The organism is Hydrocarboniphaga daqingensis (genome assembly GCF_900129825.1).
Lineage (GTDB): Bacteria > Pseudomonadota > Gammaproteobacteria > Nevskiales > Nevskiaceae > Hydrocarboniphaga > Hydrocarboniphaga daqingensis.
The window spans coordinates 252,993-275,361 of the sequence record NZ_FQWZ01000003.1 but is presented as its reverse complement, the minus strand read 5'-3'; the positions used below and the strand labels follow the sequence as shown (position 1 = coordinate 275,361).

The window sequence follows — 22,369 nt, the reverse complement described above, 5'->3', positions numbered from 1 at the left end:
TCGTAGCGGGCCCGACGCCGCTCGGCTAAGTCTTGCGCCGCGAACCGCTTGAGGGCGCGCCGCTCTTGCCGGCGATCAGCAGTTCGACCAGCGGATGCAAGCGCAGCCGCGTCGGCACCAGCAGATAGACCGGGTGATGCAGTTCCTCGGTGCGGCCCAGCGGCTTGAGCCCGTACTGACGGCAGGCATCGCGCTCGACCAGTGTCGGCACCGCGATCGCGCCCAGTCCGCGACCGGCGAACGCCTTCATCAAGGCGCTGTCGTCGAAGCGACCGACGATCTCGGGGCGCACCTCGTGGCGCGCGAACCATTGCTGCAACGACAGGTTGATCGACGAGTCCGACGACCATGACAGAAACGGCATGCCATCGAGCCGCTGAGGGAAGCGGCCGCGATGGCGATCCACCAGCTCGGGCGTGGCAACGAAACTCAAGCCCGGCCGCGCCAGCTCGTAGTCGCGCAGCGAGCGCGACAGCTCAGGCGGCAGCGGCTGGTCGGCCAGTACGGCGTCGAGTTGGTGATCGAGCGCGCGTCCGACCAGTTCGTTCAATCCGCCTTCGACACAGCTGAGCTCCAATGCCGGACTTTTGCGGAACACCGCCGGTTCCAGCAGCTTGAGCGCCATCATCTTCGGGATGCTGTCGGTCAGTCCGACGCGCAAGCGCTGGCGCCGTGGCTCACCGCGGCCGCTGAGCAGGTCGCCCAGCTCCTCGCCGAGCGAAAAAATCGCTTGCGCATACTCGAGCGCGGCCTCTCCATCGACGTTCAGCGCAAGACGTTTGCCCACCCGCGCAAACAGCGGACGCCCGAAAGCCTGCTCCAGTGCCAGCACCTGCGCGCTGACGGTCTGCGGCGCCACATGCAGACGCGCGGCCGCCGCCGTCACCGAGCCGGTACTGGCAACGACCATGAAATAGCGCAGGTGGCGAAAGTTGAGGCGGCGCAGTGCTTGTTCGCTCATATCCCGTTTTACCTGATTAAACCTGCTTTTATTTCTGCTTTATTGCGATAGCGAAGCGGCCGATCATCAAGCTCACAACGCGACGTGATCAGGAGATGACGATGAATCCGCACCAGATGATCCAGAACGACCTGCAAACCCGGAGCCTGCAGATCAGCTCCGAAGTCGAGACCATGCTGCGGCGTGAAACTCGTGCTCTGGAACATGACTATGGCGCGCTTGCAGCGCGACTCCAAGTCCGTCTGCTCAACGTGCCCGGCGCGCATCCCGATCAACCGAATCGGTGCTGCATGCTGACGATCCATCAACCCGGGATCGGCCCTCTGATCGCATCGGCGATCAGCCACGACTTGCGGATCGCCTTGCGGATCGCATTCGCCAATCTGCGCGACATGATGGCGAGGCGCAATGACGACGGCTCGGCGCCGGCGCGTATCGGGCTTGCAATCCACTGAAACCGTGCCGATTCGCTTTTCAGGAAACGCCTGATTCCAACTGCGCATTTATCTGCTTTGCCTTGCATCAGGACTCGGACACGATGAGCTGGCTCCACGACCAGACCCCTTCCACGATGTCGATTGACCTGCAGGCCCGCGGCTTGAGCGTCGACCCAAGCCTGACCGCACTGGCGCGGCGCGAGGCGGCAGCGTTCGAGGCCGACTACGGCCACCTGCTGCGCAACGCTCGCATTCGCTTGTTCGAGGTCGACAGCGCCTTGCACGGCGGCCTGAGCCTCTGCTGCCTGATCGCGATGCGCGGGCCGTCCGGCGCCGTCGTCATGCGCTCAGGGCTGGGCGCCGACGCATATCAAGCGCTGCGTGCGGCTTTCGTCCGCTTGCGCCGCGACGTCCGGCAGCACTGCCGCGCTGCGCGGCGACGCCACCCCTTCCCTCCAATCACGCTGCCCGCGTGACGGTATTGACGCTGCTGCACTGGCGTCCCTTTTATTCCTCCCACCCGCCGTTGCCGATGCCTCGCGACGGCGGTTTTTTTTGCTTGTCGCTGCGCTGCGGCGTCGATACCGTAAGCGGCCTGACGCTTCGAACGAGTCTCGCCGCATGCAAACCCGCAGTGTGTCGCTTTGTCATGGTGGCCAGCTCGGCTACTACCGCCACGCCTCCAGCAGCACCGGCACCGAGATGGGCTTCGCCGTGTTCGTGCCGCCTCAAGCGGCGCAGGCGCCGGTTCCGGCGCTGTACTTCCTCGCCGGCCTGACCTGCACCGAAGAAACCTTCGTCATCAAGGCCGGTGCGCAGCGCCTTGCAGCCGAACTGGGCCTGATGCTGGTGGCCTGCGACACCAGCCCGCGCGGATTGAATCTGCCCGGCGATGCGGAATCCTGGGATTTCGGCGTCGGCGCCGGCTTCTATCTCGACGCCACGCAAGCGCCCTGGGCGGCGCACTACCGGATGAGCCAGTACATCAACGTCGAACTGCCAGCGCTGATCGAATCGCAGTTTCCGGCGCGCGGTGACCGCCGAGGCTTGTTCGGTCATTCGATGGGCGGCCATGGCGCGCTGGTCAATGCCTTGCGCCATCCGCAGCGCTGGCAGTCGGTGTCGGCGTTCGCGCCGATCGCCAATCCGGTGGCCGTGCCGTGGGGCGAGAAAGCGTTCAGCCGCTACTTGGGCGAAGACCGCAGCGCATGGGTGCAGTGGGATGCTTGCGAGCTGATGCGGCAGCAGCCGTATCCGGGACCGATCCTGGTCGACCAAGGCTTGGCGGATCAGTTTCTCGCCAGCCAACTGCATCCCGATGCGCTGCAAGCGGCCGCGGATGCCTCAGGCCAAGCGCTGACGCTGCGCCAGCATGCGGGCTACGACCACAGCTACTGGTTCATTCAGAGCTTCATCGACGATCACTTGCGTCATCACGCATCGATTCTGCTGGCGCGCTGACCCGCCGATCGCGAGTCAGCCGCCGAACAGCCACTGATGCAGCAAGCGGCCCGGCATCAGCGCGAAGCCACCGGCGATCAGCAAACCACCGACATAGACGCCGATCATGCTGTCGCGGTGGCGGCGAATGTCGCCGCGTCGCGCGGCACGGTATGAACGCGGCACGCTGATGAACACCATCAGCGAGAACAAGTGAATAAATCCAAAGTGGCCGAGCCACCGCGGGCCCACTTGCGCCGGCATCAGCAGCGCGATCAGCGCCGTGGCCAGCATCAGCAGCAAGTAGACGTGGCCAACGACACGATGCACGGGTGTGCCCTTGGGACGCAGCAACTGCCAAGTTCCGATGACGAATGCCGGTAGCACGGTCGCCAGATGCAGATAGGCCAGCGTCAGATACGTCATTGGACCCCCGTCCCGTCAGGGGCCTCCGCCCCATTGCCGCAATTGCAGCACATTGCCTTCGGGGTCGTAAGCATTGCGAAGGACAAAGCCCGGCCCGGCGTACTCGGGACCGATCAAGCCGCCACCGAGCCGGTCCGCCGTCTTGCCGGCATCGGCCAGCGAATCCACCGAGAAGAACAGTTTGATCGCCTGCTCCTCGCGTATCGCTGGCGGCCGATCGATCGTAAAGGTGGCCGCAATCGCAGCGGGGATCGCATGCAGGATCAGCTGAGTATCGGCGGATTCCAGCACCTGATGCTGATCGTCGGCGGTCAGCACCTGCAAGCCGAGCACGGCCTGGTAGAACACCGACATCCGCTGCAGATCATGGGCGTAGATCAGCGCGCCAGCGCGCGCGGGACCGGGCATCGGTCAGCGCCCGCGGATGGCGGCCGCGCGGCGCGCGTCGAGCCATTCGAAGATCGCCATGCCGGCCAGCATCGCCAGCGTGAAGATCACCGCCTTGGTCTGCATCAAGCCGACGGCAACGATCGCCGGCCCTGGGCAGAAGCCCGCCAAGCCCCAACCCACGCCGAACATCAGGCTGCCCACCACCAGACGGCGATCGATCTGCGTCGCCGTCGGCAACTGCAACGGTGCGCCGGATAGCGTGCGACCACGCCGAATGATGAACGCGAATGCGACGCTGGCCACGCAGATGGCACCGCCCATGACCAGCGCCAGCGAAGGGTCCCAAGCGCCGGCGAGATCGAGAAAGCCGAGCACTTTGGCCGGGTTGGCCATGCCCGACACCAACAGCCCGACACCGAATATCAGGCCCGCGATGAATGAACTGATCAGAGCGCCCATTTCAAGCTCCGGACAGCGGCAGCAGATGGCGTACGACGTACACGGTCGCGAAGCCGGCCATCATGAACACCGGCACCGCGACCATCGAACGCGTCGACAGCCGCGACAGACCGCAGACGCCATGACCGCTGGTGCAACCCGAACCGTAGCGTGTGCCGATGCCGACGATCAGGCCGGCCGCGATCAGCAGCGGCGTGCCGGCATCGATCCGTATATCGGGCATGCCGACGCTAGCCCGATACAGCAGCGGCGCCGCGAGCAAGCCCGCCGCAAATGCGATGCGCCAGCCGATGCCACCAGCGGATGGTTTCAACAAGCCGCCAATGACGCCGCTGATGCCGGCGATGCGGCCGTTGAACAGCAGAAACACCGCAGCCGCCGAGCCGATCAGCAGCCCTCCCGACAGCGCAGCCCATGGCGTGAACGACACCCAGTCGATGGTCATCGTGTTTACTTCTCCCGTTGTAATTAGAAATCGATCCGACGACCCCGGCGCGCGGCAGCGCGCCAAGGGCGTCAAGTCGTCGGCAAGATGCCGCCGGCGCGAGCCAGCAGCAACATCATCACCAGGCCACCGACAATGGCAAACGCCTGCTGCAAACGCGGCCCCGGCAACCGTGAGGCGAGCCGCCGGCCCAGCAGCAAACCCAGCAAGGCCCCAATGGCAAACGGCAGCGCCAGCGCCCATGGCAGGCTGCCCACCACGGTCGCCGACACGACACCGCCCGCCGACACCAGCGCGATGACCCCCAAGGACGTGGCGACGACGCTGTGCTGCGCGATGTCGGTGTAGCGGCGCAGCGCCGGCACGATCACAAAGCCGCCGCCGACGCCAAGCAGTCCGCTGAGCACGCCCGCGAGCGCGCCGATGCCGGCCAACGCGCGTGCACACGGCAAGGTCCAGCGTAGACGCCCCTCGCCGGGATTGATCACGCACGGCAGCGGCGGCAGCTCGACACGCGCGACATCAGCGGCGCGAGGCGCTGCACTGCGCCAGGTGCGCAGCGAGGCATAACCCAGCACCAGAGCGAATGCGGCCAGCAGCGGGCGGTCTGGCAGCCGATGCGCCAGCGCCACGCCCAGCGGCGCCGTCAGCACACCAGCGACACCGATCATCGCGGCTGCGCGGTAGCGCAAAAGCCCGTCGCGATGGGCCAGGCCGGCGCCCAGCAGCGCCGACAGGCCGACCGCGAGCAATGCGGTCGGCGCGGCCTGCTGCAGCGGCAAGTGCAGCGCGAACACCAGCAGAGGAACCGCCAGAATGCCGCCGCCGGCGCCGGTCAGCGCCAAGATCAAGCCGATGATGGCGCCGAGCATCAGCGGCAGCGCGTCGGCAGACAGCAGCGCGGCGATCACAGCGCGTTCAACGGAATCTTCAGGTACCGCATGCCGTTGTCTTCGGCCGGCGGCAGTTCGCCCGCCCGCATGTTGATCTGCACCGACGGCAGGATCAGCGTCGGCATGTCGAGCGTCGCGTCGCGAGTCGTGCGCATCGTCACGAAGGCGTCTTCGCTGATGCCGTCGCGAACATGGATGTTGTGCGCGCGTTGCTCGGCCACGGTCGTCACATAACGCAGCTCGCGGCCACCGGGACGATAGTCATGACACAAGTACAACGGCGTCTCCGGCGGCAGACTCAGCACTCGATTGATCGACCGATACAGCGTTCGCGCATCACCACCGGGAAAGTCGCAGCGTGCGGTGCCGTAATCGGGCATGAACAAGGTATCGCCGACGAACGCGGCCTGCTCGCGCCCATCACCGATCACGTAGGTCAGGCAGGCCGGCGTGTGCCCGGGCGTGTGAATCACGCGGCCTTGCAGCGAGCCGATCGCGAACGTATCGCCGTCATCGAACAACCGGTTGAATTGACGACCGTCGCGGGCGAATTCCTCACCGGCATTGAACAGCGTGCCGAATACTTTCTGCACGGTCCGGATCTGAGCGCCGATCGCGATATGGCCACCGAGATGTTGGCGCAGGTACGAGGCGGCCGACAGATGGTCGGCGTGCACATGCGTCTCCAGGTGCCACGACACCGTGGCGCCCAGCGCCTTGACGCGCGCCATCAGTCGATCGGCCGACGTCGTCGACGTGCGGCCTGATTTGGGGTCGTAGTCGAGCACGCTGTCGATGACAGCGCACTGCATCGTCTGCGAGTCCACGACGATGTAGCTGACCGTGGAGGTCGCCTCGTCGAAATAGGCTTCAATCTGCATCTTCGGGTTCGAATTCATCGTGAGGTATCCAGCAGAAAAACCAGCGGTAATCAGCCGACCCACTCGGGCTTGGGCGTCGGCTTCTTCAGCCACCAATTGCAGTGCGTCGGCCTGCGGCCATCGAAGCGAGCCCTGAGGACGCCTCGACCGGCGAAATCGACGCGCTCGGGACGCCGCTCAGAGACAACGCAGACCGGTTCGGCCAGCCCGGCAAGTGGCATCGCGGTCTTGCATCACGAAGGGGGCATGCTTTGCAGTCAAACCGCATGCCAAGGCGATCAGATCGTCACATTCAGAACAAGCTAGCGTTTCTAAACAGGTTTTGACGGCATGGGCAACCGCGGTGATGACATCGGCGCCCGTCAGGGCGCGCCGATTCTGCCACGTGGCAGCACTATGGCGGCGCTGTGGCAGCTTCTTGGCAGCATCAGCCCGCGATATCTGCCGTCACGCGCGATGGCCGAGCCCGCTGACCAGTGGCACACGAACCGCAGCAATACCGCCGGTAATGCCGCAGCGCAGCACGAAATCTTGCGCCGCAGACCATACCAACGGGTGGGGCCGGCTCGGGCTGTGAACCGCTAGCGTGCAACTTCGATCGTTGCGGGGGAGATCCATGTTCCAGTGTGTGAGCGGTGCGGCAGTGCGTCGCGTCTTCAGCCTGTCGGCCGCGTTGCTGGTCAGCGCCTGCAGCACGGTCGCCACGACAACGGCACCATCGCCATCGCCGGCACCTGCGTCGCCGTTCACCGGCTTCTTCAAAAACTTCAGCACCTGCCGCAGCGAGTTCGACGCGATCGAAGCGCGGATTGCAGAGGCCGGCGTGCGCGAAGCGTCGTTTCACGTCGTGCCCGGCTTTGCGTATCTGCGCACCGACCGGATGCTGGCGTCGTTCCGCGACCAAGTGAGCGGCGTCGATGACGTTTGGGAATGGACGCGGCGCATGCGCGAACTGGAAGAAGAGGCGCGCGACTACGAACTGATGAATCTGGGCATCCCCAATCCGCAGCGCGCCGACCTGCGCGCGCGGTTGGCCGACTGCGGCCGGGTGCTGGCCGCGATCGAACTGGCGGACGATGCCAACTGGGCCAAGCTGCAAGCGGCGGTCAAGCCCGCCGACCAACCTGCGGCCGTCACCGAAGCCGCGTTCGATCCAGCCCAGTGGCAGCGCGACTATCTGGCACCGTTGCAGGCTTTACCGGCCGGTACATCGATGCGCCTGTGGGCGCCCAAGCCCGTCGAAGATCTGCGTCTGCTCGACCAGCTCCCGCAGGCCGTCGAACTGAACGTGCTGCAGTATCCGTCGATGACCAATTCGGCGTGGCGGGCGCTGGCCGAGCGCCATGCACCGCGACTGTGGATCGAAACCGCCAGCGAACAGGATCTGCCGGCGGCACCGGCCTATCTGCCTCAGGGCTTGGGCGCCGACACGGGTCAATCGCCGGTCTATTACCAGATCGGCTACACGCGCTTTGGCGGCGCCACGCTGGTGCAGATCACCTACGTGGCCTGGTTCAAGGCCGCTGCGTCGGCGCCCGCGCCGCTGGAAGGACTGATCTGGCGGGTGACGCTGGACGCGGCGATGAAGGTGCTCAGCTACGACAGCTTGCGTGCGTCGGGCCAGGACCATCGCTGGTATCCGGTACAGCCGCTGAGCCCGCAACCCGATCGGCTCGCCAGCGGCCAACTGTACGTCGCGCCGGAACTGGCGCCGGCCACCGGCGCCACGCTGCGCGTGGCCAGCGGCGACCACCAGCTGCGTCGCGTTGTGCCCGCCGCGCAAGCCGCGTCGGCCAAGACCGGTGAATACGAACTGCGGGCCTACGAGGATCTGTACGCACTGCCGCTGGCTGACGGCAATACGCGCAGCTTGTTCGGACCGGACGGCACGCTGGCGACGACGGCCCGTGCAGCGCGACCCGAAGTGCCGCGCCAAACGGGGCACCACGCACCGGCCGACGTGACGCCGCTGCATCTGGACGACCCCTACGTGCTCGAAGCGGTGTTCGTGCCGGTACCGCAGCAGCCGCTGCGGACGATGCAGACGGCGCAGCTGCGCCGCTAGGCCAGCACCACGCAGTTGCGGCCGCGGCGCTTGCCGACGTAAAGCGCCGCGTCCGCGATCTTCATCGCCGACGCCAGTGACCGGTCGTGACCGGGCACCGTGTAGACACCGATCGTCACCGTCGTCGACAACGAGCGTTCTTGATCGACCGGCAGGCTGACGCGCTCGAAGCATTCGCGCAGGCGCTCGCCGATCACCACCGCATCGGCGGCAACGGTCGCTGGCAGTAGCACGCAAAACTCTTCGCCGCCGTAACGGCCGAACAAGTCGCCGGGACGCAGCAGGCCACGGACGGTCTGCACGAACAGCCGCAGCATTTGATCGCCGATGTCGTGGCCGTAGCGATCATTGACCTGCTTGAAGTAGTCCAGATCCATCATCAGCACGGTCGAAGCCGACCCCGAGCGGTGGCAGCGCTCGACCTGGCGCTGGCCCAGCCGCTCGAAACCGGCCCGATTGAGCACTCCGGTCAGGCCATCGCGCTCGGCCAACAGCAACAGCCGGTTTTGCAAGCGTTCGCTGATCATCAGCAGCAGGCCGATGTGCCAGAGCATCGTCACCACGACCAGCAGAATCGCCGATGCCTGCTGCACCCGGGGCACGCCTCGCAGCGAGGTTGCCGACGGACCGACGACACTGGCCAGCACGCCTTGTCCGAGCAGCGCGAAGGTCGACACCAGCACCGCCAGCAGCACGATGTGGCGCGCCACCAGCGGCTCGCGGCGCTGATCACCGATCAGATCCAACGCGGTCACGCCGGTGATCAAAGCCAGCGAATAGCAGCTGATCTGCACCCGAATGCGAAAGTCGCCGGCGATCGCCGGCACGAAGGTAAAGGCCAGCGCAATGGCCAGCGCCGGCAGCCAGATCAGCCAAAGATGGACCGGGCGCCGCGAAAACAAGCGCATGCCAGTCCACAGCATCGACAGGCCGAGCCAGTACAAGCCGTTTGCCACACCGATGCTCAGCGCATCGGGAATCAGCCCGCGCAATGCAAGCAGCAGCGTGCTGACGCCGGTGATCAAGGCGGACAGGCTGGTCATCAACAGCAGCGGCGTATCGCGCCGGGTGCTGGCCATGATCAGCTCCAGTACGCCGAACGAGAACTGCACCAGCAGCCAGATCACCAGCGCCGTGCGCACGTCGAAATGCTGATCGAGCGGCGGATTCACGGCAGCGTCCAGCCGAAACGCAGGCCGATGATGCGCGGGTCACCGGCAAAACCGCCGTAATCGCCGACGCCGTACAGCGCCTGCGTCGCTGCCAGATACTGCTCGTCGAACACGTTGCGCACCCAGGCTCCTACGACCCAGCCTTGCCGTTCGCTGCGCACGTCGACGCGCAGATCGGTCAGCGTGTAGCCCTCGATGCGACTGGAGCGGCCGCGCTCGACGCTGCCGAATGTATCGCTGCGGTACGACGTATCGACACCCGACTCCAGCACCAGCGAGTGCCCCAGCGACAGGCTGTGGCTCAAGCCGACATTGCCGCTCCAGCGCGGCGCGTTGTACAGCTGGCGACCGCTGAGGTCGCGGTCGTTGCGGCGCGTGTCTTCGTCGGGCGCATTGCGAAAGTCGACCGTCACGGCGTCGTTGTACGCCAGCGCAGCGCGCAAGCGTAGATCGGCCGGAAGCAAGGCGTCGGCCTGCAACTCGACACCGCGCAAGCGCACACGGCCGACGTTGAGCAGATTGGTCTGGCGCGGATCGGGGATCAGTGCCTTGTCTTCATTGAACGTCAGCGCCTGATAGTTGCGGACCTGCGAGTAATAGAGCGCGCCCGACAGCGACAGACGGCGTTGCAGCAGGTCGGCCTTGGCGCCGAGCTCGTAGGCGTTGACCGTCTCGGGTTTGAACGTCGGCTTGACCGTCTCGCCGGTGACCCCGAGATTGATGCCACCGCTCTTGTAGCCGCGTGCCACCGACCCGTAGACACTGGCATGTGGCGTCAGCGTGTAATTCAGCGCGACATTGCCCGACACGTTGCCTTCCGAGTAACGGTCACGACGGCTGAACTCGCCGCCGACCAAGCCATCGATCAGGCCGTTGAACGTGGCACCGCTCAGATCGACGCCGATCAAGTTGCCGAGCACGTCGAGATTGTTGGTCAGCGCCAGCGGGCTGGCGTCGACATCGCCGCCGGAGCGCGAGCGGCTGACGTTGGCCAGTTTCCACTCATGCGTATAGCGCAAGCCCAGGTCGACGATCAGCGAATCCAGCGCCTGCCAGTGCGTGGAGGCGAACCCCGCGACGCTGTCGGTGTGTTGCCAGTAGGGCGCCTGTACGACCATGCCGTCGAGCGTCCGTGGCGGGATCAACAGGTCGAGCGCCAGGCCGACGTCGCGGCGCGTTGCGCCCGGTACGCGTTCGCGGATCAAACCGCCGAGCGTCCACTGCACCAACTCGTCACCGAGCACCGCACGATCGCGACCTTCCAGCTGCTGGTGCAGGTAGTAGAGGCCTGCCACGCTCTTGAACGCGCCGTCGTCGCGATTCAGCCGCAGCTCCTGGCTGAATTGCTGCTGGCCGTTGGCCGTGCCGAATGCGGCCAATCGCAGCGACGTACCGTCGTCGCTCAGCGGCACCGAGTGCCAGTCGCGCCAACCACTGAGGCTGGTCAGCGTCTGCTGCGAGCCCAGCGGCAGCACCAGCTCCAGCGAGGCGGCGCTGAGCTCGACGAAGGCCCGCGTCGGCAAATCGGAATCGGCCTCGCGATCGAAAGGATCAGATGAGGCGCGGGTGTATTCCATGTAGTCGTCGCGCACGGTCACGTTGGGACGAATCGGCGCCACCAGCGGATAGGCACAGCAGCTTTCGTCGCCGCGACCGTATTCGGTGATCAGTCTGGCCACCAGGTCCCGCCCTGATGGCGTCCACAGCAACTGACCGCGCGCGCCGGCCTTGTCACGGTTGTTCAAGGTTTGACCGTCGAAGCGGTTTTCGATCAAGCCGTCGCGGCGCGTGCTGTAGCCGGTCAGCCGAGCGGCCAGTTCGTCGTCGACCAGCGGCCCGCTGACGGTGCCGCGAAACTGCTCGCCGCCGTATTCCGACAATCGCGACTCACCCTGGACTTCAAACGATTGCGTCGGCAGGCGCGTGACCACGTGAATGGCACCGGCGGTCGTGTTCTTGCCATAGAGCGTGCCCTGCGGGCCGCGCAGTACCTCGATTCGCTCGAGGTCGATCAAGTCGAACACCGAGTTGCCGGCACGTCCGGCGTAGATGCCGTCGACGAACAAGCCAACGCTGCTTTCGATGCCGTCGTTCTGGCTGCTGCTGCCCAAGCCGCGGATCGAGAACGTCGTCAGCCGCGGATTGACCGAGACCACGGTCAGGCCCGGCACCCGCTGCGGCAGATCGGTGACCGAGCTCAATCCGGCGGCCGCCAGGTCGTCACCCGACAGCGTCACCAGCGAGATCGGCACGTCGAGCGCTCGCTCCTGGCTGTGACGCGATGTGACGATCACGGTCGGCAGTTCGACGACGGTCGCGACAGGATCAAGCTCGTCCGCCGTCGTCTGCGCCCCGCTATCACAGGGCAGCCAGCAGGCAGCCGCGATCAGAACCCGGCCATAACGGGCGATCGCATTCTGGAGAGCACACCAGTCAAGCGTCATCAATGACGTCTTTTAGGCTACGCGTCGGGGCGCGGCATTATTCCCGAACGGCGTCAGGCTGGGGAGCACCGCGACGCGCGCGCCGACGTACGGTCACCGCCGTCAGCGGGCGGCGCCGATCCATCCCCAGCCGTACACCGGGTCGTGCCCAGGCTCACCCAGATCGCGTGCCTCGGATCTCAACGCAGCCAACACCGCCGTCGCCGAGCCCGGCGGTTGGTCGGATAACCGCAACGCGATCTCCGCGGCAACACGAGGCGCGGCAAACGACGTACCCGACACCGTCGACCGCGCCGCTGGATCAAACGGGTTCAGCACATCGACGCCGAGCGCTGCAAACCCGATGTAGCGTCCGCGGTTGGCGCGCCGATAACCACGGCCATCGCCGTCGACGGCGGTCACTGCGACCACGTCGGGGTAGGCGGCCGGATACACCGGCGCGGCCGCCGGCCCGCCATTGCCGGCCGCTGCCACCACCACGACACCGCGAGCGGCGGCGCGCCGCACGACTTGCGCCAGCACCGCGTTGTCGGGGCCTTCGATGCTGATGTTGATGACCGGGTAGCGGCGACCGACCAGCCAGTCGACCGCGCTGGCGATCGCGTCGGTCGGTGCAACCAAGCGCTGCGCCGTGTCGATCGCGAACACGTCGGCCACGCCCAGTCTCAAGCCCTGCGCCGCCGCAATGGCCGCCACGACGCTGCCGTGCTCTCGCGGTGAGTAAGACTGACCGGTAAAGCTGCGTGCCTCGTCCACCACGGCAGACAGCGGACCGGTCGCGAACTCGGCGCCGGTGTCGATGATGCCGATGCGCCCGCCCACCACGGTGCGGCGCGGCGCGGACCCGGCCGGTGATGGGGCCGAGACTGGCGCGGGCGCCGACGCGGAAAACAGATGATTCGGCGCGACTGCCGCCTGCGGGGCCAAGGCTTGTACCCGCTCGACCGCAGCGGCCACCGACTCGCCCGGAGCAAGCCGAACGCGTGCCTGGACCAGTCCGAGTGCCTCCAGTGGTCGGAGGTCGAACACGCGGTAGCCGCCCTGCTGCACGCCAAGCAGATCCGCCGCCTCACCGACCATCAGCACTTCGCCCTGGCGATGCTCATGGCCATCGCCGCCTCGCTCGAAGGCGATCACATCGTCGGCGCGCGGGACCAGCGGGTCGCGCGACAGCGCATCGTCGTCCTCGCCGCGCCCGCGATCCGAATCACCCCCGCGGTCGTCGCTGCGGTCGTCATCACGGTCATCGCGGTCGTCGCGGTCATCATCGCGCGGCTCGCGATCGCGATCGCGCTCCCGATCGGCATCGCGTCCCGAACGGTCGTCGCGATCGCCGCGATCGTCGCGGACCTCGTGCGACTCGCGACTGTCACGGACTTCGCGCGGCTCGTCGCGTGCCGAAACCGGCAGCGCGAGCAGCGCCATCAGCAGGCAGGCCTGCAAGGGAACAAGGCGTCTAGGACGGGTCATCGGCGCCGACACTACATAAACCGGACCGCGAGGGGAATAATCCCGCCGCTGGTTCGTTGTGCAATGCAAGAAGGTGAAGACGGATGCCGGATTTCAGGCGTGAGCTGGTAGAACTGCTACCGAGGTTGCGACGGTTTGCGCTGGCCCTGTGCGGCTCGCCGGCGGACGCCGACGATCTGGTGCAAGCCAGCGTCGAGCGCGCGCTGCTGTACGCCGCCCAATGGCAGCCGGGCACGCGGATGGACAGCTGGCTGTACAAGATCGCGCAGAACCTGTGGCGCGACGAATTGCGCGCCCATCGGCGCCGCGCCGAGCCGCTGGACGAAGCGGAGCAGGTCGTCGGTGAGGACGGGCGCGACGTGACGCTGCAGCAGTTGCAGATCGACGAGGCACGGCGCGCGATGCGCGCATTGCCCGATGAGCAGCGTGCGGTGCTGGCGCTGGTGGTGCTTGACGGCCTGTCCTACCAGCAAGCCGCCGACGTCATCGGCGTACCGATCGGCACGGTGATGAGCCGGCTGGCACGGGCGCGCAGCCGGATGGCCGAGGCCTTGGGCGGCCGCGCCGTCGGCGTCGGCGCCGGTTGATTCGCAACCGCCGGCGCTGACCGCCTTTTGCGACTGGACGACGATGAACTTCAGGATGACGACAAGCCGATGAACCCGACCGACGAAACGCTGAGTGCCTACCTGGACGATGAGCTCGACGCCGACGCGCGTGCTGCTCTGGAATCGCTACTGGCGCGCGATGCCGCCGCACGCGAGCGGCTGCAGGCACTGAGCGACAGCGATGCGCGACTGCGCGCCGCGATGCCGCTGGGTAGCGCCGAGGCCGATCCGCTCGCGGCGCTGATTCTGGGCGGTACTGCGTCGGCACGGCGCGCGCCAGCGCCGGTCATGACCATGCCGCGTCCGGCGCTGCGTCGGCGACGGCGCCTCGCCAGCGTGATGGCGATGGCGGCAGGACTGGGCGCGATCGTGCTCGGTCAAGCGCTGCTGACGCGTCACGACAGCGGTGATGCCGGAGCGACCGCGCCCTGGCTACAGGCCGACAGCGGCTGGCAGGCCGCGCTCGACCGGCAGCCCAGCGGCGTGGCCGGGGCCACACGGATCGAGTTGAGCTTCGCGGCAGCCGATGGCCGCCATTGCCGGCTGTTCGCGCAAGCCGGCGGCGAAGGCCTGGCCTGCCGCGCCGCGACCGACACGGGCTGGCAGGTGGTCGCCTGGGACGCAACGGCACCGCAGGCCGGCGCCAGCGACGGCTATCAGCCCGCCGGCGCGAGCGCGGCGCTGGACTCGGCGATGAATCGTCTGGGCGGCGGCGACGCGCTGGCGCCCGAGCAGGAGCGCCAGCTGATCGAACGGCAATGGCGCTGATCGGCAGCACCGTGACGCACCGCAGCGGCCGCTGCGGTCAACACAAGCCGTCAGCTCAGCGCCGCGTGCTGGCCACGTTCCACAGCAGCGTCAGGCCGCCGAAGTAATCCGCACTGCCGTCCGACAGGCCGGCGCCACCGGCGATGGACACGCGCCAGCGATCGCTGAGTCGCACGGTCACCGTGCCATCCGCCGAGGCCGGATGGGTATCGCCTTGTACCGAAGCCGAGCGCCACTGGACATTGGCGCCCAATTCGACCGCTGGCGTCACGTTGACCCAAGCCCCGCCACCGGCCTGCCAACCGTCGACGCGGTCGAGCAACTGGTTGTCACCGAGAAATCGGCGGCCCCCTCCGACATAAGCACCATAAAGGCCCGAGTCCCAGCCCAGCTCACCGGTGGCGGCGTAGTCGGTGGCACCGACGCCCAGACCCTTGCGCTCGCTGCCGGTGGCGAACTTCACCCTTCCGGTGGCGTCGACGTAGAACGCACTGCCAGCGATGTCGTTGAACGAATAGGTCAGCGCCAGGCTCGCGTCGCCGATCCCGGTCACGTTGCGATTGGCGTCGAAGCGCTCGATATCCTCGGCCTCGTCTTCGAGCTCCTCTTCGATCTCTTCTGCGGTGTCATCGCCATCATCGGGATCACTGCCGCTGCCACTGCCGCTGGAGCCGGAGCCGCTGTTGCTGCTCTCCTCACCACTGCTGGAACTGTCACCGCCGCCGTCATCGCCGACCAGCACCGTGACGTCGGCAGGACCACTGAGATTGACGATCGGCAGCGAGGCGCGCAGCGACCAGTGATTCCAGCGCAGCCGCGCGGTAATCGGCGTGACCAGCGTGTCGGTGCGCGTGCTGCCGCCATAACGACCACTGGAATACTCCGATCCGGCCGTCAGCTGCAGCGCCGTCGCAGCCGACGCGGTGCCGACAGCGCTGCCGGACGCGGCCAGGCCGCAAATGCCGCATCGCAGCAGACGCTTGATGTCGATTGTCACGCTACCCCCATCGCTTTATTGGTCTTGTCGTCATGACGCGGCGCCGATCATACGCAGCCGCGGGCGGCTCGCCGCGACCGCGCTGAAAGTTTATTTATTTTCGAAAATCGTACCGGGCGTGGAATAAACCGCTGGATGGATCGTTGTCGGGATAGGAGCCGGGCTGATCGAACGTCGATTGCACCGGCAGCAACAGCGCAGTCAACCGAGAACCCCATGATCCAGATCAGCAAAAGCGCCCGCCTGGCGGCCGCCAGCATCAGTGCCTTCATCGCCGCGTGCGGCGGCGGTGGCGGCAGCGATTCCAGCAGTACGCCAACGACGCCGAGCGGTACGACCACGCCGGTGGTGATGTCAGGCCCGATCACCGGCTTCGGCAGCGTGATCGTCAACGGCGTGCGCTTCGATGTGTCGAGTGCTGCCTTCAAGATCGACGACTCCAGCGGCGGCCAGGACGACTTGTCGGTCGGCCAGATCGTGACCATCGCCGGCACACTGGATGATCGCGGCAACCGCAGCGCCAGCGAAGTCGTCTACGGCTCCGAAATCAAGGGCCCGGTGCAGAGCATCGATCTGGCCAACCGGCGCTTCGTTGCGCTGGGTGTCACCGTCGTCGTCAGCGACGCCACGATCTTCCGCAACCTGACCGGACTCGACGCACTGGCCGTCGGCAACTTCGTCGAGGTCAGCGGCTATCCGAATGCGTCCAATGGCACGCTGGAAGCCAGCTACGTCGAAAAGGAAGACAACACGTCGCAAGCCCGTCTGCGCGGTAGCGTCGCCGCACTCGATACGGCGCAGAAGCGCTTCACGATCGGCACGACCACGGTCGACTACGCCAACGCCACGCTCGACCCGTCGAGCCTGACGCTGGCCGACGGCCTGTCGGTCGAGGTGCGCGGCAGTGTCGGCGCCGATGCCGTGTTGCGCGCCAGCCGCATCAAGAGCCGCAAGGGCTTCGATGTCAGTGACGACCGCCGCAACGGCAAGGCCGAAGTCGAAGGTCTGGTGTCCTCCGTTGATGGCAGCCGCTTCGTCGTCAACGGTGTCACCGTGACGATCAGCAACAGCACCGTCTACGAGCGCGGCACCGCAGCCGACATCGTCGTCGGCGCGCGACTGGAAGCAGAAGGCGCCGTGCAGGCCGATGGCTCGGTCGTCGCCAGCAAGATCGAGTTCAAGGTCAACGGCGGCAACGGGGGCGGACGCGACGGCCGCATCTACGGCACGATCGAAGCGGTCGACGCCACGGCCGGCACGATCAAGCTGCTCAACACCACGGTCAAGACCAACACCTCGACGATCTACGAAGACGATCGCGACAAGATCAAGACCTTCCAGTTTGCCGGCTTGAGCGTGGGTGACTACGTCGAGATCGGCTTCGTGATCGCGGGCAGTGATGTGTTGGCCACCCGCGTCGAGCGTGACGATGCGGAAACCCGCAGCGAAGTGCGCGGCCCGGTGTCCAGCTTCGATGCCGTCACCGAGCAGCTGGTCATCATCGGCGTCGCGGTCGACGCCAGCAGCGCCCGCTACCAGCGCGGCGAAGCCGTGATCACGCAGGACGAGTTCTACGCTGCGCTGACGGCCGGTGCCGAGGTCAAGGCCAAGGGCAGCTATTCGCCCACCACGCTGAAGGCCACCGAAGTCGAACTCGAAATCAATGACGACGGCGATGATGGCGACGACGACAACGGTGATGATGGTGACGATGACAGCGGCGATGACAGCGACGACGACAAGGGTGGCGATGGCAAAGGCGGCTGATAGCGCGCACTGCACGGCGTGACGCATACGCGATTCGTCGGCCCCTGGTGGCGACCTGCATCCCTTGCGGAGCGGTCGCCACCAGGGGCTTTTTGATTGCAGCACCGCATGGCGGCGCGAGCCGGCCGACATCGCGTACAAGCCGTCACCCATGCTTCACGCAGCGGCAACATCGTGCCGCTACTTTCCCAACGATCAAAAAAAGTAGATCACGGGGATCATCATGAAGCGCGAATCACGCCGGCATCGCCACAAGGCGATCGCCACTGGCTTGTTGCTGGGCGGCAGTCTTGCATTGCCTGCCAAAGCGGCGGAACTCAGCGGCCGGGTCAGCGACGTCAGCGGCGTCAAGTCGTTGCAGAGCGCGGAAATCGAACTGCTGCCGCTGGGCCGGCGTACGCTCTCGGGCGCCGACGGCAGCTTCCGCTTTAGTGATATTCCAGCAGGGCGCTTCACGCTGAAGGCGCGATACAGCGGTGCCGACACCGTGGAACTTCCGGTGACGGTGGACGCCGATGGCGTCACCCGGCTCGACATCAAACTCGGCAGCAGCCGCGATGGCGACGACATGGCGACGATTCTGGTCGTCGGCCAGCGCGCCAACCAAGCCAGCGCGCTGTCACGGCAGCGCGCGGCCGACGGCGTCGAAAGCGTGCTGACGCGTGATGCGATCGGTCAGTTTCCGGATCAGAACGTCGCCGAGTCACTGCGGCGCGTGCCGGGCCTGTCGGTGCAGAACGACCAAGGCGAAGGACGCTTCATCGTATTGCGTGGTCTCGACCCGCGGCTCAATGCCGTGTCGGTCAACGGCGCACGCGTGCCGTCACCGGAATCCGACAGTCGCGCGCTGCCGCTGGACACGATCTCGTCGGATCAGATCGAGTCGATCGAGGTCAAAAAGACGCTGACGCCGGACATGGACGGCGACACGCTCGGCGGCTCGGTGGAAATCAAGACCGCCAGCGCATTCGATCGAACCGGTGCGTTCGTCGGCGGCACCGTCGAAGGCGCCTACAACGACCAGACCGGGCGTCATTCACCGAAGGGATCGCTGAACTTTTCGGATATCTACGCTGACGGCAAGCTGGGTGTCGCCGGTGGTGTTTCGTACTACGACCGTCGCTTTGGCTCCGAAGGCGTCGAAGCGTCGGACTGGACGATCAGCGACGACGATGTTGCTTACGCCGAGGAGCTGGACTATCGCAACTACGATGTCGAGCGCCGTCGCATCAGCGGCTCGCTGACGCTCGACTACCAGGCAAGCCAGGACACAGCGCTGTACCTGCGCGGCTTGCTCAGCTCGTTCCGCGATCAGGAAGAGCGTTCGCGACTGGTGCTGGGCTTCAACGAAGCACCGCGCGTCGGTGACGCACAAAGCGCCACGTTCGCGTCGGACGACGGCGAGATCCAGGCCGAGCGCGAGATGAAGGACCGCACCGAGACGCAGGACGTGCATTCGCTGGTCGCAGGCGGCAAGACCTACCACCAAGCGTGGACGTTCGACTATGCCCTGAGCCAGTCGCGTGCCAGTGAAAAGGAAACCGGCCGTCTCGACACCAATTTCGAGCGGTCTTTTGAAGACCCGGGCGAACTGCAGTTGACCGTCGACGGTACGGCGAGCCTGCGTCCGCGCTTCGCGGTTTCGGATCAAGTGTTGTTCGTCAATCCGGCCGAATACGAGTTCGACAAGTTCGAGCTGACCAACGGCCGCAGCACCGATGAAGAGCAGGCGCTGCGCGTCGACATCGCGCGCGCATTCTCGCTGGAGCGTGGCACGGCCGAGATCAAGTTCGGCGGCAAATATCGCCAGCGCGACAAGCAGTACGACTTGCAACTCGACGTCTACGACGACGTCAGCAGCGGCGACCGGCCCACGCTGGCCGGCTTCAGCACCGGCGTACCCTACGCGCCGGGCCTGATCAATCCGACGGTATCAGCCGCGGCCGCGCGGCAGTTCTTCAATGCCAACCGCGACACGCTGGAGCTGAGCACGGCTGATACGGCGCTCGAATCCAATGCGGCCGACTACGACGTGTCCGAAGACATCACGGCCGGCTATGTGATGGGCCGTTACGATGCACGCCCCTGGCGCATCATCGGTGGCGTTCGCGTCGAGCGCACCGACAACGACATCCGTGGACAGCAGGTCGATCTGGTTGAAGAAGGCGGCACGCGCGACGGCGTGCAGTTGGACGAAGACACGGTGTTCGTCACGCCGCGCAGCCGTTCGCGCAGCTACACCACGGTGCTGCCGAGCCTGAATCTGCGCTACGAAGCCGGTGACGATCTGGTGCTGCGCGCGGCCGCCTACCGGAGCCTGGTGCGGCCCGACATCGCCGATCTGGCACCACGCTTCCTGATCGAAGAAGCCGACAACGGCGGACGCGAAGGCGAGTTCGGCAATCCGGATCTGAAGCCGTACACGGCATGGAACTACGACCTCAGCGCCGAGTGGTACTTCGCGCCCAACGCGGTTGTTCAAGTCGGGCCTTTCGCCAAGCGCATCGACGATGTGATCCTACAGACCCGCATCGAAGATACGACGTTCAACGGTATTGCGGTTGACGAAGCGGTACTGCCCGTCAACGGCGCGCACGCCACGCTGCTCGGCGTCGAGCTGAACTACCAGCAGTCGATGGACTTTCTGCCGGCGCCGTTCAACGGCCTGCTGGTGGGCGTCAACTACACGTATGCGGACACGCAGACTGACTACAACGGTCGGGAGATCATGCTGCCGGCGACGTCGCGTCATGTCGGCAATCTGGTGCTCGGCTACGAGCGCGGTCCAGTGAGCCTGCGTCTGGCGGCGGCGCGTCGCAGCGAGTATCTCGACGAAGTGACCGAGGATGGCGAGGGCGATCGCTGGGTGCTCAGCCACCTGCAGTACGATCTGACGGCGCGCTACCGGATCACGCCGCGGCTGCAGGTGTTTGCCGAAGGCATCAACCTCGCCGATCAACCGCTGCGCGCCGTGTTTCGCGGCACCGAAGCCGGCGGAGACCGCCTGTCGCAGTTTGAGGAATACTCATGGACGGCCAAGCTGGGCTTGCGCTTCACGTTCGCCGAGGGTGGCATCTGATGCGGCGCACTCCGGTCGCGATGCCGGCGCTGACCGCGCTGGCACTGCTGACCACAGCCTGCGCCACGACACCGCGACAGCCGATCGACGGCACGCGTCAGGTCCGCGCCACGGTTGAGACGACGCCGGTGGCCACCGGCAACGATGCGGCGGACGACCCGGCGATCTGGCGCAACGCTGCCGACCCGGCGCGCTCGCTGATCGTCGCCACCGACAAGAAGGCGGGCTTGCACGTCTATGAGCTTGATGGCCGCCAGCGCCAGTTCTTACCCGCAGCGCGTTTGAACAACGTGGACTTGCGCGCCGACCTGCAGTTGGGCGGTGAGCCGGCCGTGATCGTCGCCGCCAGCGACCGCAGTCAGATCGATCGGGCCCAGTTAGCGCTGTTCCTGCTCGCGCCGGCCAGCGGCGAGCTGCGCCCACTGGCGACGGTGCCGGTCGGTAATGGCGAGGCTTACGGCAGCTGCCTGTATCGGCGTGCAGCGGACGCTGCGCTGTTCGCGTTTGTCGTCGACAAGGACGGCAACATCGTCGAGTTGGCGCTGGACTTGAGCGGCCGCGTGCCGCAAGCCAAAGCGGGCCGTCGCTTCAAGCTCGGCAGCCAGTCCGAAGGCTGCGTCGTCGATGATCGCACCGGCTTGCTGTATGTCGGCGAGGAAGATGTCGGCATCTGGCGCATCGATCTCAATGCCGGCGCTGACCCGCGCCCGGTCGCGTTTGCCCGCGTCGATGATCGCAACCTGGTGGCCGACGTCGAAGGCCTGGCGCTGGCGCCGCAAGGCGAGCGTGGTGGCTGGCTGATCGCGTCGAGCCAGGGCGACAGCAGCTACGTCGCCTACCGGCTCGATGACGGCCGGCCGGTGGGCCGTTTCCAGATCGTCGACGGTGCCGTCGACGGCACCCGCGAGACCGACGGTATCGAGCTGATGCTCGGCGACTTCGGTCCGCAGTTCCCGGACGGTCTGTTCGTTGCACAGGACGGCGACAACGCACCGGACCTGCAGAACTTCAAGCTGGTGCCGTGGCAGGCGATTCGCGCGGTGCTGGGCGGGTCGCCCTAAGAGCCGCACCGGGCTTCGGCGCTCTCACCGAGTGCCGAAGCGCCGTGTGTTGTACGCAAGACCGGCACTGGCCTATCGTGTCCGGGTGAACCGATCCGTCCGACCGCTGCTGAACCTGTTGCTGGCCCTGGTGCTGTTTGCACAAGGCGTCAGTGCGGCCGCCAGCGGCCGCGGCATCGAGCGCTCGACGCCCGCCAATGCGGTGGTGGCAGCGGCAGCGGCAGCGGCCATGCCGATGGATCACTGCCAGCGGATGCAGGCCGCGGCCAAGTCGCCGCCGGCCGCGATCGCCGCACCGGTCATGTCGGCCAAGGCCTCGTGCTGCAACGCCGCCTGCCCTGACATGCTCAGCTGCGCGATGGCCTCGCTGGCGATGCCGGCGCATGGCGCGCTGCGGCTTCATCACCACTTGCCGCCGCTGCTCGGCGCCGAACCGGCGCAACTGAGTGCGCAGACCCGCGGCAAGGCCACGTTCCGACCTCCGATTCTCTCGCAGCAAGCCTGATGTTGCGCTAAGGGCTGCGCCGCCTGCGGGCGGTGGATGCCCTGCGTCGCCCGCCGCCGGGGTTCTGTCGTCATCGACCCCGCCGTGGCGACGCATCGAAT

The 22,369-nt window shown here is 66.4% G+C and carries 21 protein-coding genes; 10 read left to right on the top strand and 11 right to left on the bottom strand.

Annotation, left to right across the window (positions count from 1 at the left end; all coding sequences use genetic code 11):
• Positions 1 to 25: 25 nt before the first annotated feature.
• Positions 26 to 961 carry a LysR family transcriptional regulator gene (locus tag BUB09_RS07210; protein WP_084083233.1) on the bottom strand — a complete coding sequence of 312 codons (936 nt, stop codon included), beginning with the start codon at positions 959 to 961 and terminating at the stop codon, positions 26 to 28.
• A gap of 101 nt (positions 962 to 1,062) precedes the next feature.
• Between BUB09_RS07210 and BUB09_RS07205 the strand changes: the two genes are divergently transcribed.
• The 3 genes from BUB09_RS07205 (at position 1,063) to fghA (ending at position 2,859) form a co-directional block, all read left to right on the top strand.
• Entirely contained in the window at positions 1,063 to 1,416 is a 354-nt protein-coding gene (locus BUB09_RS07205; RefSeq protein WP_139250165.1) for a hypothetical protein, read from the top strand.
• 83 nt (positions 1,417 to 1,499) lie between these two features.
• Positions 1,500 to 1,874 (top strand): hypothetical protein, encoded by a 375-nt coding sequence (locus tag BUB09_RS07200; RefSeq protein WP_072896150.1) that lies wholly within the window; start codon positions 1,500 to 1,502, stop codon positions 1,872 to 1,874.
• A 145-nt stretch (positions 1,875 to 2,019) separates the two neighbouring features.
• The gene (fghA, locus tag BUB09_RS07195) at positions 2,020 to 2,859 is read left to right on the top strand and encodes an S-formylglutathione hydrolase (protein ID WP_072896147.1); all 840 of its coding nucleotides are present in this window, start codon (positions 2,020 to 2,022) and stop codon (positions 2,857 to 2,859) included.
• Between the two features lie 15 nt (positions 2,860 to 2,874).
• Here fghA and BUB09_RS07190 read toward each other — a convergent pair whose 3' ends face one another.
• The 6 genes from BUB09_RS07190 to BUB09_RS07165 form a co-directional block, all read right to left on the bottom strand.
• Positions 2,875 to 3,264 carry a DUF2306 domain-containing protein gene (locus tag BUB09_RS07190; RefSeq protein WP_072896144.1) on the bottom strand — a complete coding sequence of 130 codons (390 nt, stop codon included), beginning with the start codon at positions 3,262 to 3,264 and terminating at the stop codon, positions 2,875 to 2,877.
• Positions 3,265 to 3,279: 15 nt separating this feature from the next.
• On the bottom strand, positions 3,280 to 3,672 hold the full coding sequence (locus BUB09_RS07185) for a VOC family protein (protein ID WP_072896141.1): 393 nt from the start codon (positions 3,670 to 3,672) through the stop codon (positions 3,280 to 3,282).
• Between the two features lie 3 nt (positions 3,673 to 3,675).
• Positions 3,676 to 4,113, bottom strand: a complete 438-nt coding sequence (locus tag BUB09_RS07180; RefSeq protein WP_072896138.1) for a DUF6691 family protein — start codon at positions 4,111 to 4,113, stop codon at positions 3,676 to 3,678.
• Between the two features lies 1 nt (position 4,114).
• Positions 4,115 to 4,558: a YeeE/YedE family protein gene (locus BUB09_RS07175; RefSeq protein ID WP_072896135.1), complete on the bottom strand. Its 444-nt coding sequence runs from the start codon at positions 4,556 to 4,558 to the stop codon at positions 4,115 to 4,117.
• A gap of 71 nt (positions 4,559 to 4,629) precedes the next feature.
• The gene (locus BUB09_RS07170) at positions 4,630 to 5,457 is read right to left on the bottom strand and encodes a sulfite exporter TauE/SafE family protein (RefSeq protein ID WP_436232909.1); all 828 of its coding nucleotides are present in this window, start codon (positions 5,455 to 5,457) and stop codon (positions 4,630 to 4,632) included.
• Between the two features lie 8 nt (positions 5,458 to 5,465).
• Positions 5,466 to 6,350 (bottom strand): MBL fold metallo-hydrolase, encoded by an 885-nt coding sequence (locus BUB09_RS07165; RefSeq protein WP_072896131.1) that lies wholly within the window; start codon positions 6,348 to 6,350, stop codon positions 5,466 to 5,468.
• Between the two features lie 625 nt (positions 6,351 to 6,975).
• On the opposite strand from BUB09_RS07165, the gene BUB09_RS07155 reads away from it, so the two are divergent.
• Positions 6,976 to 8,397 (top strand): hypothetical protein, encoded by a 1,422-nt coding sequence (locus BUB09_RS07155; protein WP_217650256.1) that lies wholly within the window; start codon positions 6,976 to 6,978, stop codon positions 8,395 to 8,397.
• On the opposite strand, the gene BUB09_RS07150 is transcribed toward BUB09_RS07155, so the two are convergent.
• From BUB09_RS07150 to BUB09_RS07140, 3 genes are all read right to left on the bottom strand, one after another.
• Positions 8,394 to 9,569, bottom strand: coding sequence for a GGDEF domain-containing protein (locus BUB09_RS07150; protein WP_072896125.1), 1,176 nt, complete (start codon positions 9,567 to 9,569; stop codon positions 8,394 to 8,396). The genes BUB09_RS07155 and BUB09_RS07150 overlap by 4 nt on opposite strands.
• Positions 9,566 to 12,013 carry a TonB-dependent receptor gene (locus BUB09_RS07145; protein WP_084083232.1) on the bottom strand — a complete coding sequence of 816 codons (2,448 nt, stop codon included), beginning with the start codon at positions 12,011 to 12,013 and terminating at the stop codon, positions 9,566 to 9,568. The genes BUB09_RS07150 and BUB09_RS07145 overlap by 4 nt, the downstream gene beginning before the upstream one ends.
• 102 nt (positions 12,014 to 12,115) lie before the next feature.
• Positions 12,116 to 13,483 carry a S8 family serine peptidase gene (locus tag BUB09_RS07140; protein WP_139250163.1) on the bottom strand — a complete coding sequence of 456 codons (1,368 nt, stop codon included), beginning with the start codon at positions 13,481 to 13,483 and terminating at the stop codon, positions 12,116 to 12,118.
• An 83-nt stretch (positions 13,484 to 13,566) separates the two neighbouring features.
• Between BUB09_RS07140 and BUB09_RS07135 the strand changes: the two genes are divergently transcribed.
• On the top strand, positions 13,567 to 14,070 hold the full coding sequence (locus BUB09_RS07135) for an RNA polymerase sigma factor (protein ID WP_072896119.1): 504 nt from the start codon (positions 13,567 to 13,569) through the stop codon (positions 14,068 to 14,070).
• Between the two features lie 69 nt (positions 14,071 to 14,139).
• Complete coding sequence (locus BUB09_RS07130) at positions 14,140 to 14,859, top strand: anti-sigma factor family protein (protein WP_139250161.1); 720 nt, start codon at positions 14,140 to 14,142, stop codon at positions 14,857 to 14,859.
• Positions 14,860 to 14,914: 55 nt separating this feature from the next.
• On the opposite strand, the gene BUB09_RS07125 is transcribed toward BUB09_RS07130, so the two are convergent.
• Positions 14,915 to 15,856, bottom strand: a complete 942-nt coding sequence (locus BUB09_RS07125; RefSeq protein ID WP_072896115.1) for a hypothetical protein — start codon at positions 15,854 to 15,856, stop codon at positions 14,915 to 14,917.
• Between the two features lie 216 nt (positions 15,857 to 16,072).
• On the opposite strand from BUB09_RS07125, the gene BUB09_RS07120 reads away from it, so the two are divergent.
• From BUB09_RS07120 to BUB09_RS07105, 4 genes are all read left to right on the top strand, one after another.
• A complete protein-coding gene (locus BUB09_RS07120; RefSeq protein WP_072896112.1) occupies positions 16,073 to 17,623 on the top strand; it encodes a DUF5666 domain-containing protein in 1,551 nt (516 codons plus the stop codon).
• A gap of 223 nt (positions 17,624 to 17,846) precedes the next feature.
• Entirely contained in the window at positions 17,847 to 20,702 is a 2,856-nt protein-coding gene (locus BUB09_RS07115; protein WP_072896110.1) for a TonB-dependent receptor, read from the top strand.
• A complete protein-coding gene (locus BUB09_RS07110) occupies positions 20,702 to 21,763 on the top strand; it encodes a phytase (protein ID WP_072896108.1) in 1,062 nt (353 codons plus the stop codon). Before BUB09_RS07115 ends, BUB09_RS07110 begins: the two co-directional genes overlap by 1 nt.
• A gap of 85 nt (positions 21,764 to 21,848) precedes the next feature.
• The gene (locus BUB09_RS07105; protein WP_072896106.1) at positions 21,849 to 22,268 is read left to right on the top strand and encodes a hypothetical protein; all 420 of its coding nucleotides are present in this window, start codon (positions 21,849 to 21,851) and stop codon (positions 22,266 to 22,268) included.
• The last annotated feature ends 101 nt before the right edge of the window (positions 22,269 to 22,369 follow it).

Excerpts from the sequence above, each read along its gene's own strand:
- BUB09_RS07140 (WP_139250163.1), bottom strand. The coding sequence starts at position 13,483 with ATGACCCGTCCTAGACGCCTTGTTCCCTTGCAGGCCTGCCTGCTGATG.
- BUB09_RS07110 (WP_072896108.1), top strand. The coding sequence starts at position 20,702 with ATGCGGCGCACTCCGGTCGCGATGCCGGCGCTGACCGCGCTGGCACTG.
- BUB09_RS07115 (WP_072896110.1), top strand. The coding sequence starts at position 17,847 with ATGAAGCGCGAATCACGCCGGCATCGCCACAAGGCGATCGCCACTGGC.
- BUB09_RS07210 (WP_084083233.1), bottom strand. The coding sequence starts at position 961 with ATGAGCGAACAAGCACTGCGCCGCCTCAACTTTCGCCACCTGCGCTAT.
- BUB09_RS07135 (WP_072896119.1), top strand. The coding sequence starts at position 13,567 with ATGCCGGATTTCAGGCGTGAGCTGGTAGAACTGCTACCGAGGTTGCGA.
- BUB09_RS07175 (WP_072896135.1), bottom strand. The coding sequence starts at position 4,558 with ATGACCATCGACTGGGTGTCGTTCACGCCATGGGCTGCGCTGTCGGGA.
- BUB09_RS07185 (WP_072896141.1), bottom strand. The coding sequence starts at position 3,672 with ATGCCCGGTCCCGCGCGCGCTGGCGCGCTGATCTACGCCCATGATCTG.
- BUB09_RS07190 (WP_072896144.1), bottom strand. The coding sequence starts at position 3,264 with ATGACGTATCTGACGCTGGCCTATCTGCATCTGGCGACCGTGCTACCG.
- fghA (WP_072896147.1), top strand. The coding sequence starts at position 2,020 with ATGCAAACCCGCAGTGTGTCGCTTTGTCATGGTGGCCAGCTCGGCTAC.
- BUB09_RS07205 (WP_139250165.1), top strand. The coding sequence starts at position 1,063 with ATGAATCCGCACCAGATGATCCAGAACGACCTGCAAACCCGGAGCCTG.
- BUB09_RS07130 (WP_139250161.1), top strand. The coding sequence starts at position 14,140 with ATGAACCCGACCGACGAAACGCTGAGTGCCTACCTGGACGATGAGCTC.
- BUB09_RS07165 (WP_072896131.1), bottom strand. The coding sequence starts at position 6,350 with ATGAATTCGAACCCGAAGATGCAGATTGAAGCCTATTTCGACGAGGCG.
- BUB09_RS07120 (WP_072896112.1), top strand. The coding sequence starts at position 16,073 with ATGATCCAGATCAGCAAAAGCGCCCGCCTGGCGGCCGCCAGCATCAGT.
- BUB09_RS07145 (WP_084083232.1), bottom strand. The coding sequence starts at position 12,013 with ATGACGCTTGACTGGTGTGCTCTCCAGAATGCGATCGCCCGTTATGGC.
- BUB09_RS07180 (WP_072896138.1), bottom strand. The coding sequence starts at position 4,113 with ATGGGCGCTCTGATCAGTTCATTCATCGCGGGCCTGATATTCGGTGTC.
- BUB09_RS07200 (WP_072896150.1), top strand. The coding sequence starts at position 1,500 with ATGAGCTGGCTCCACGACCAGACCCCTTCCACGATGTCGATTGACCTG.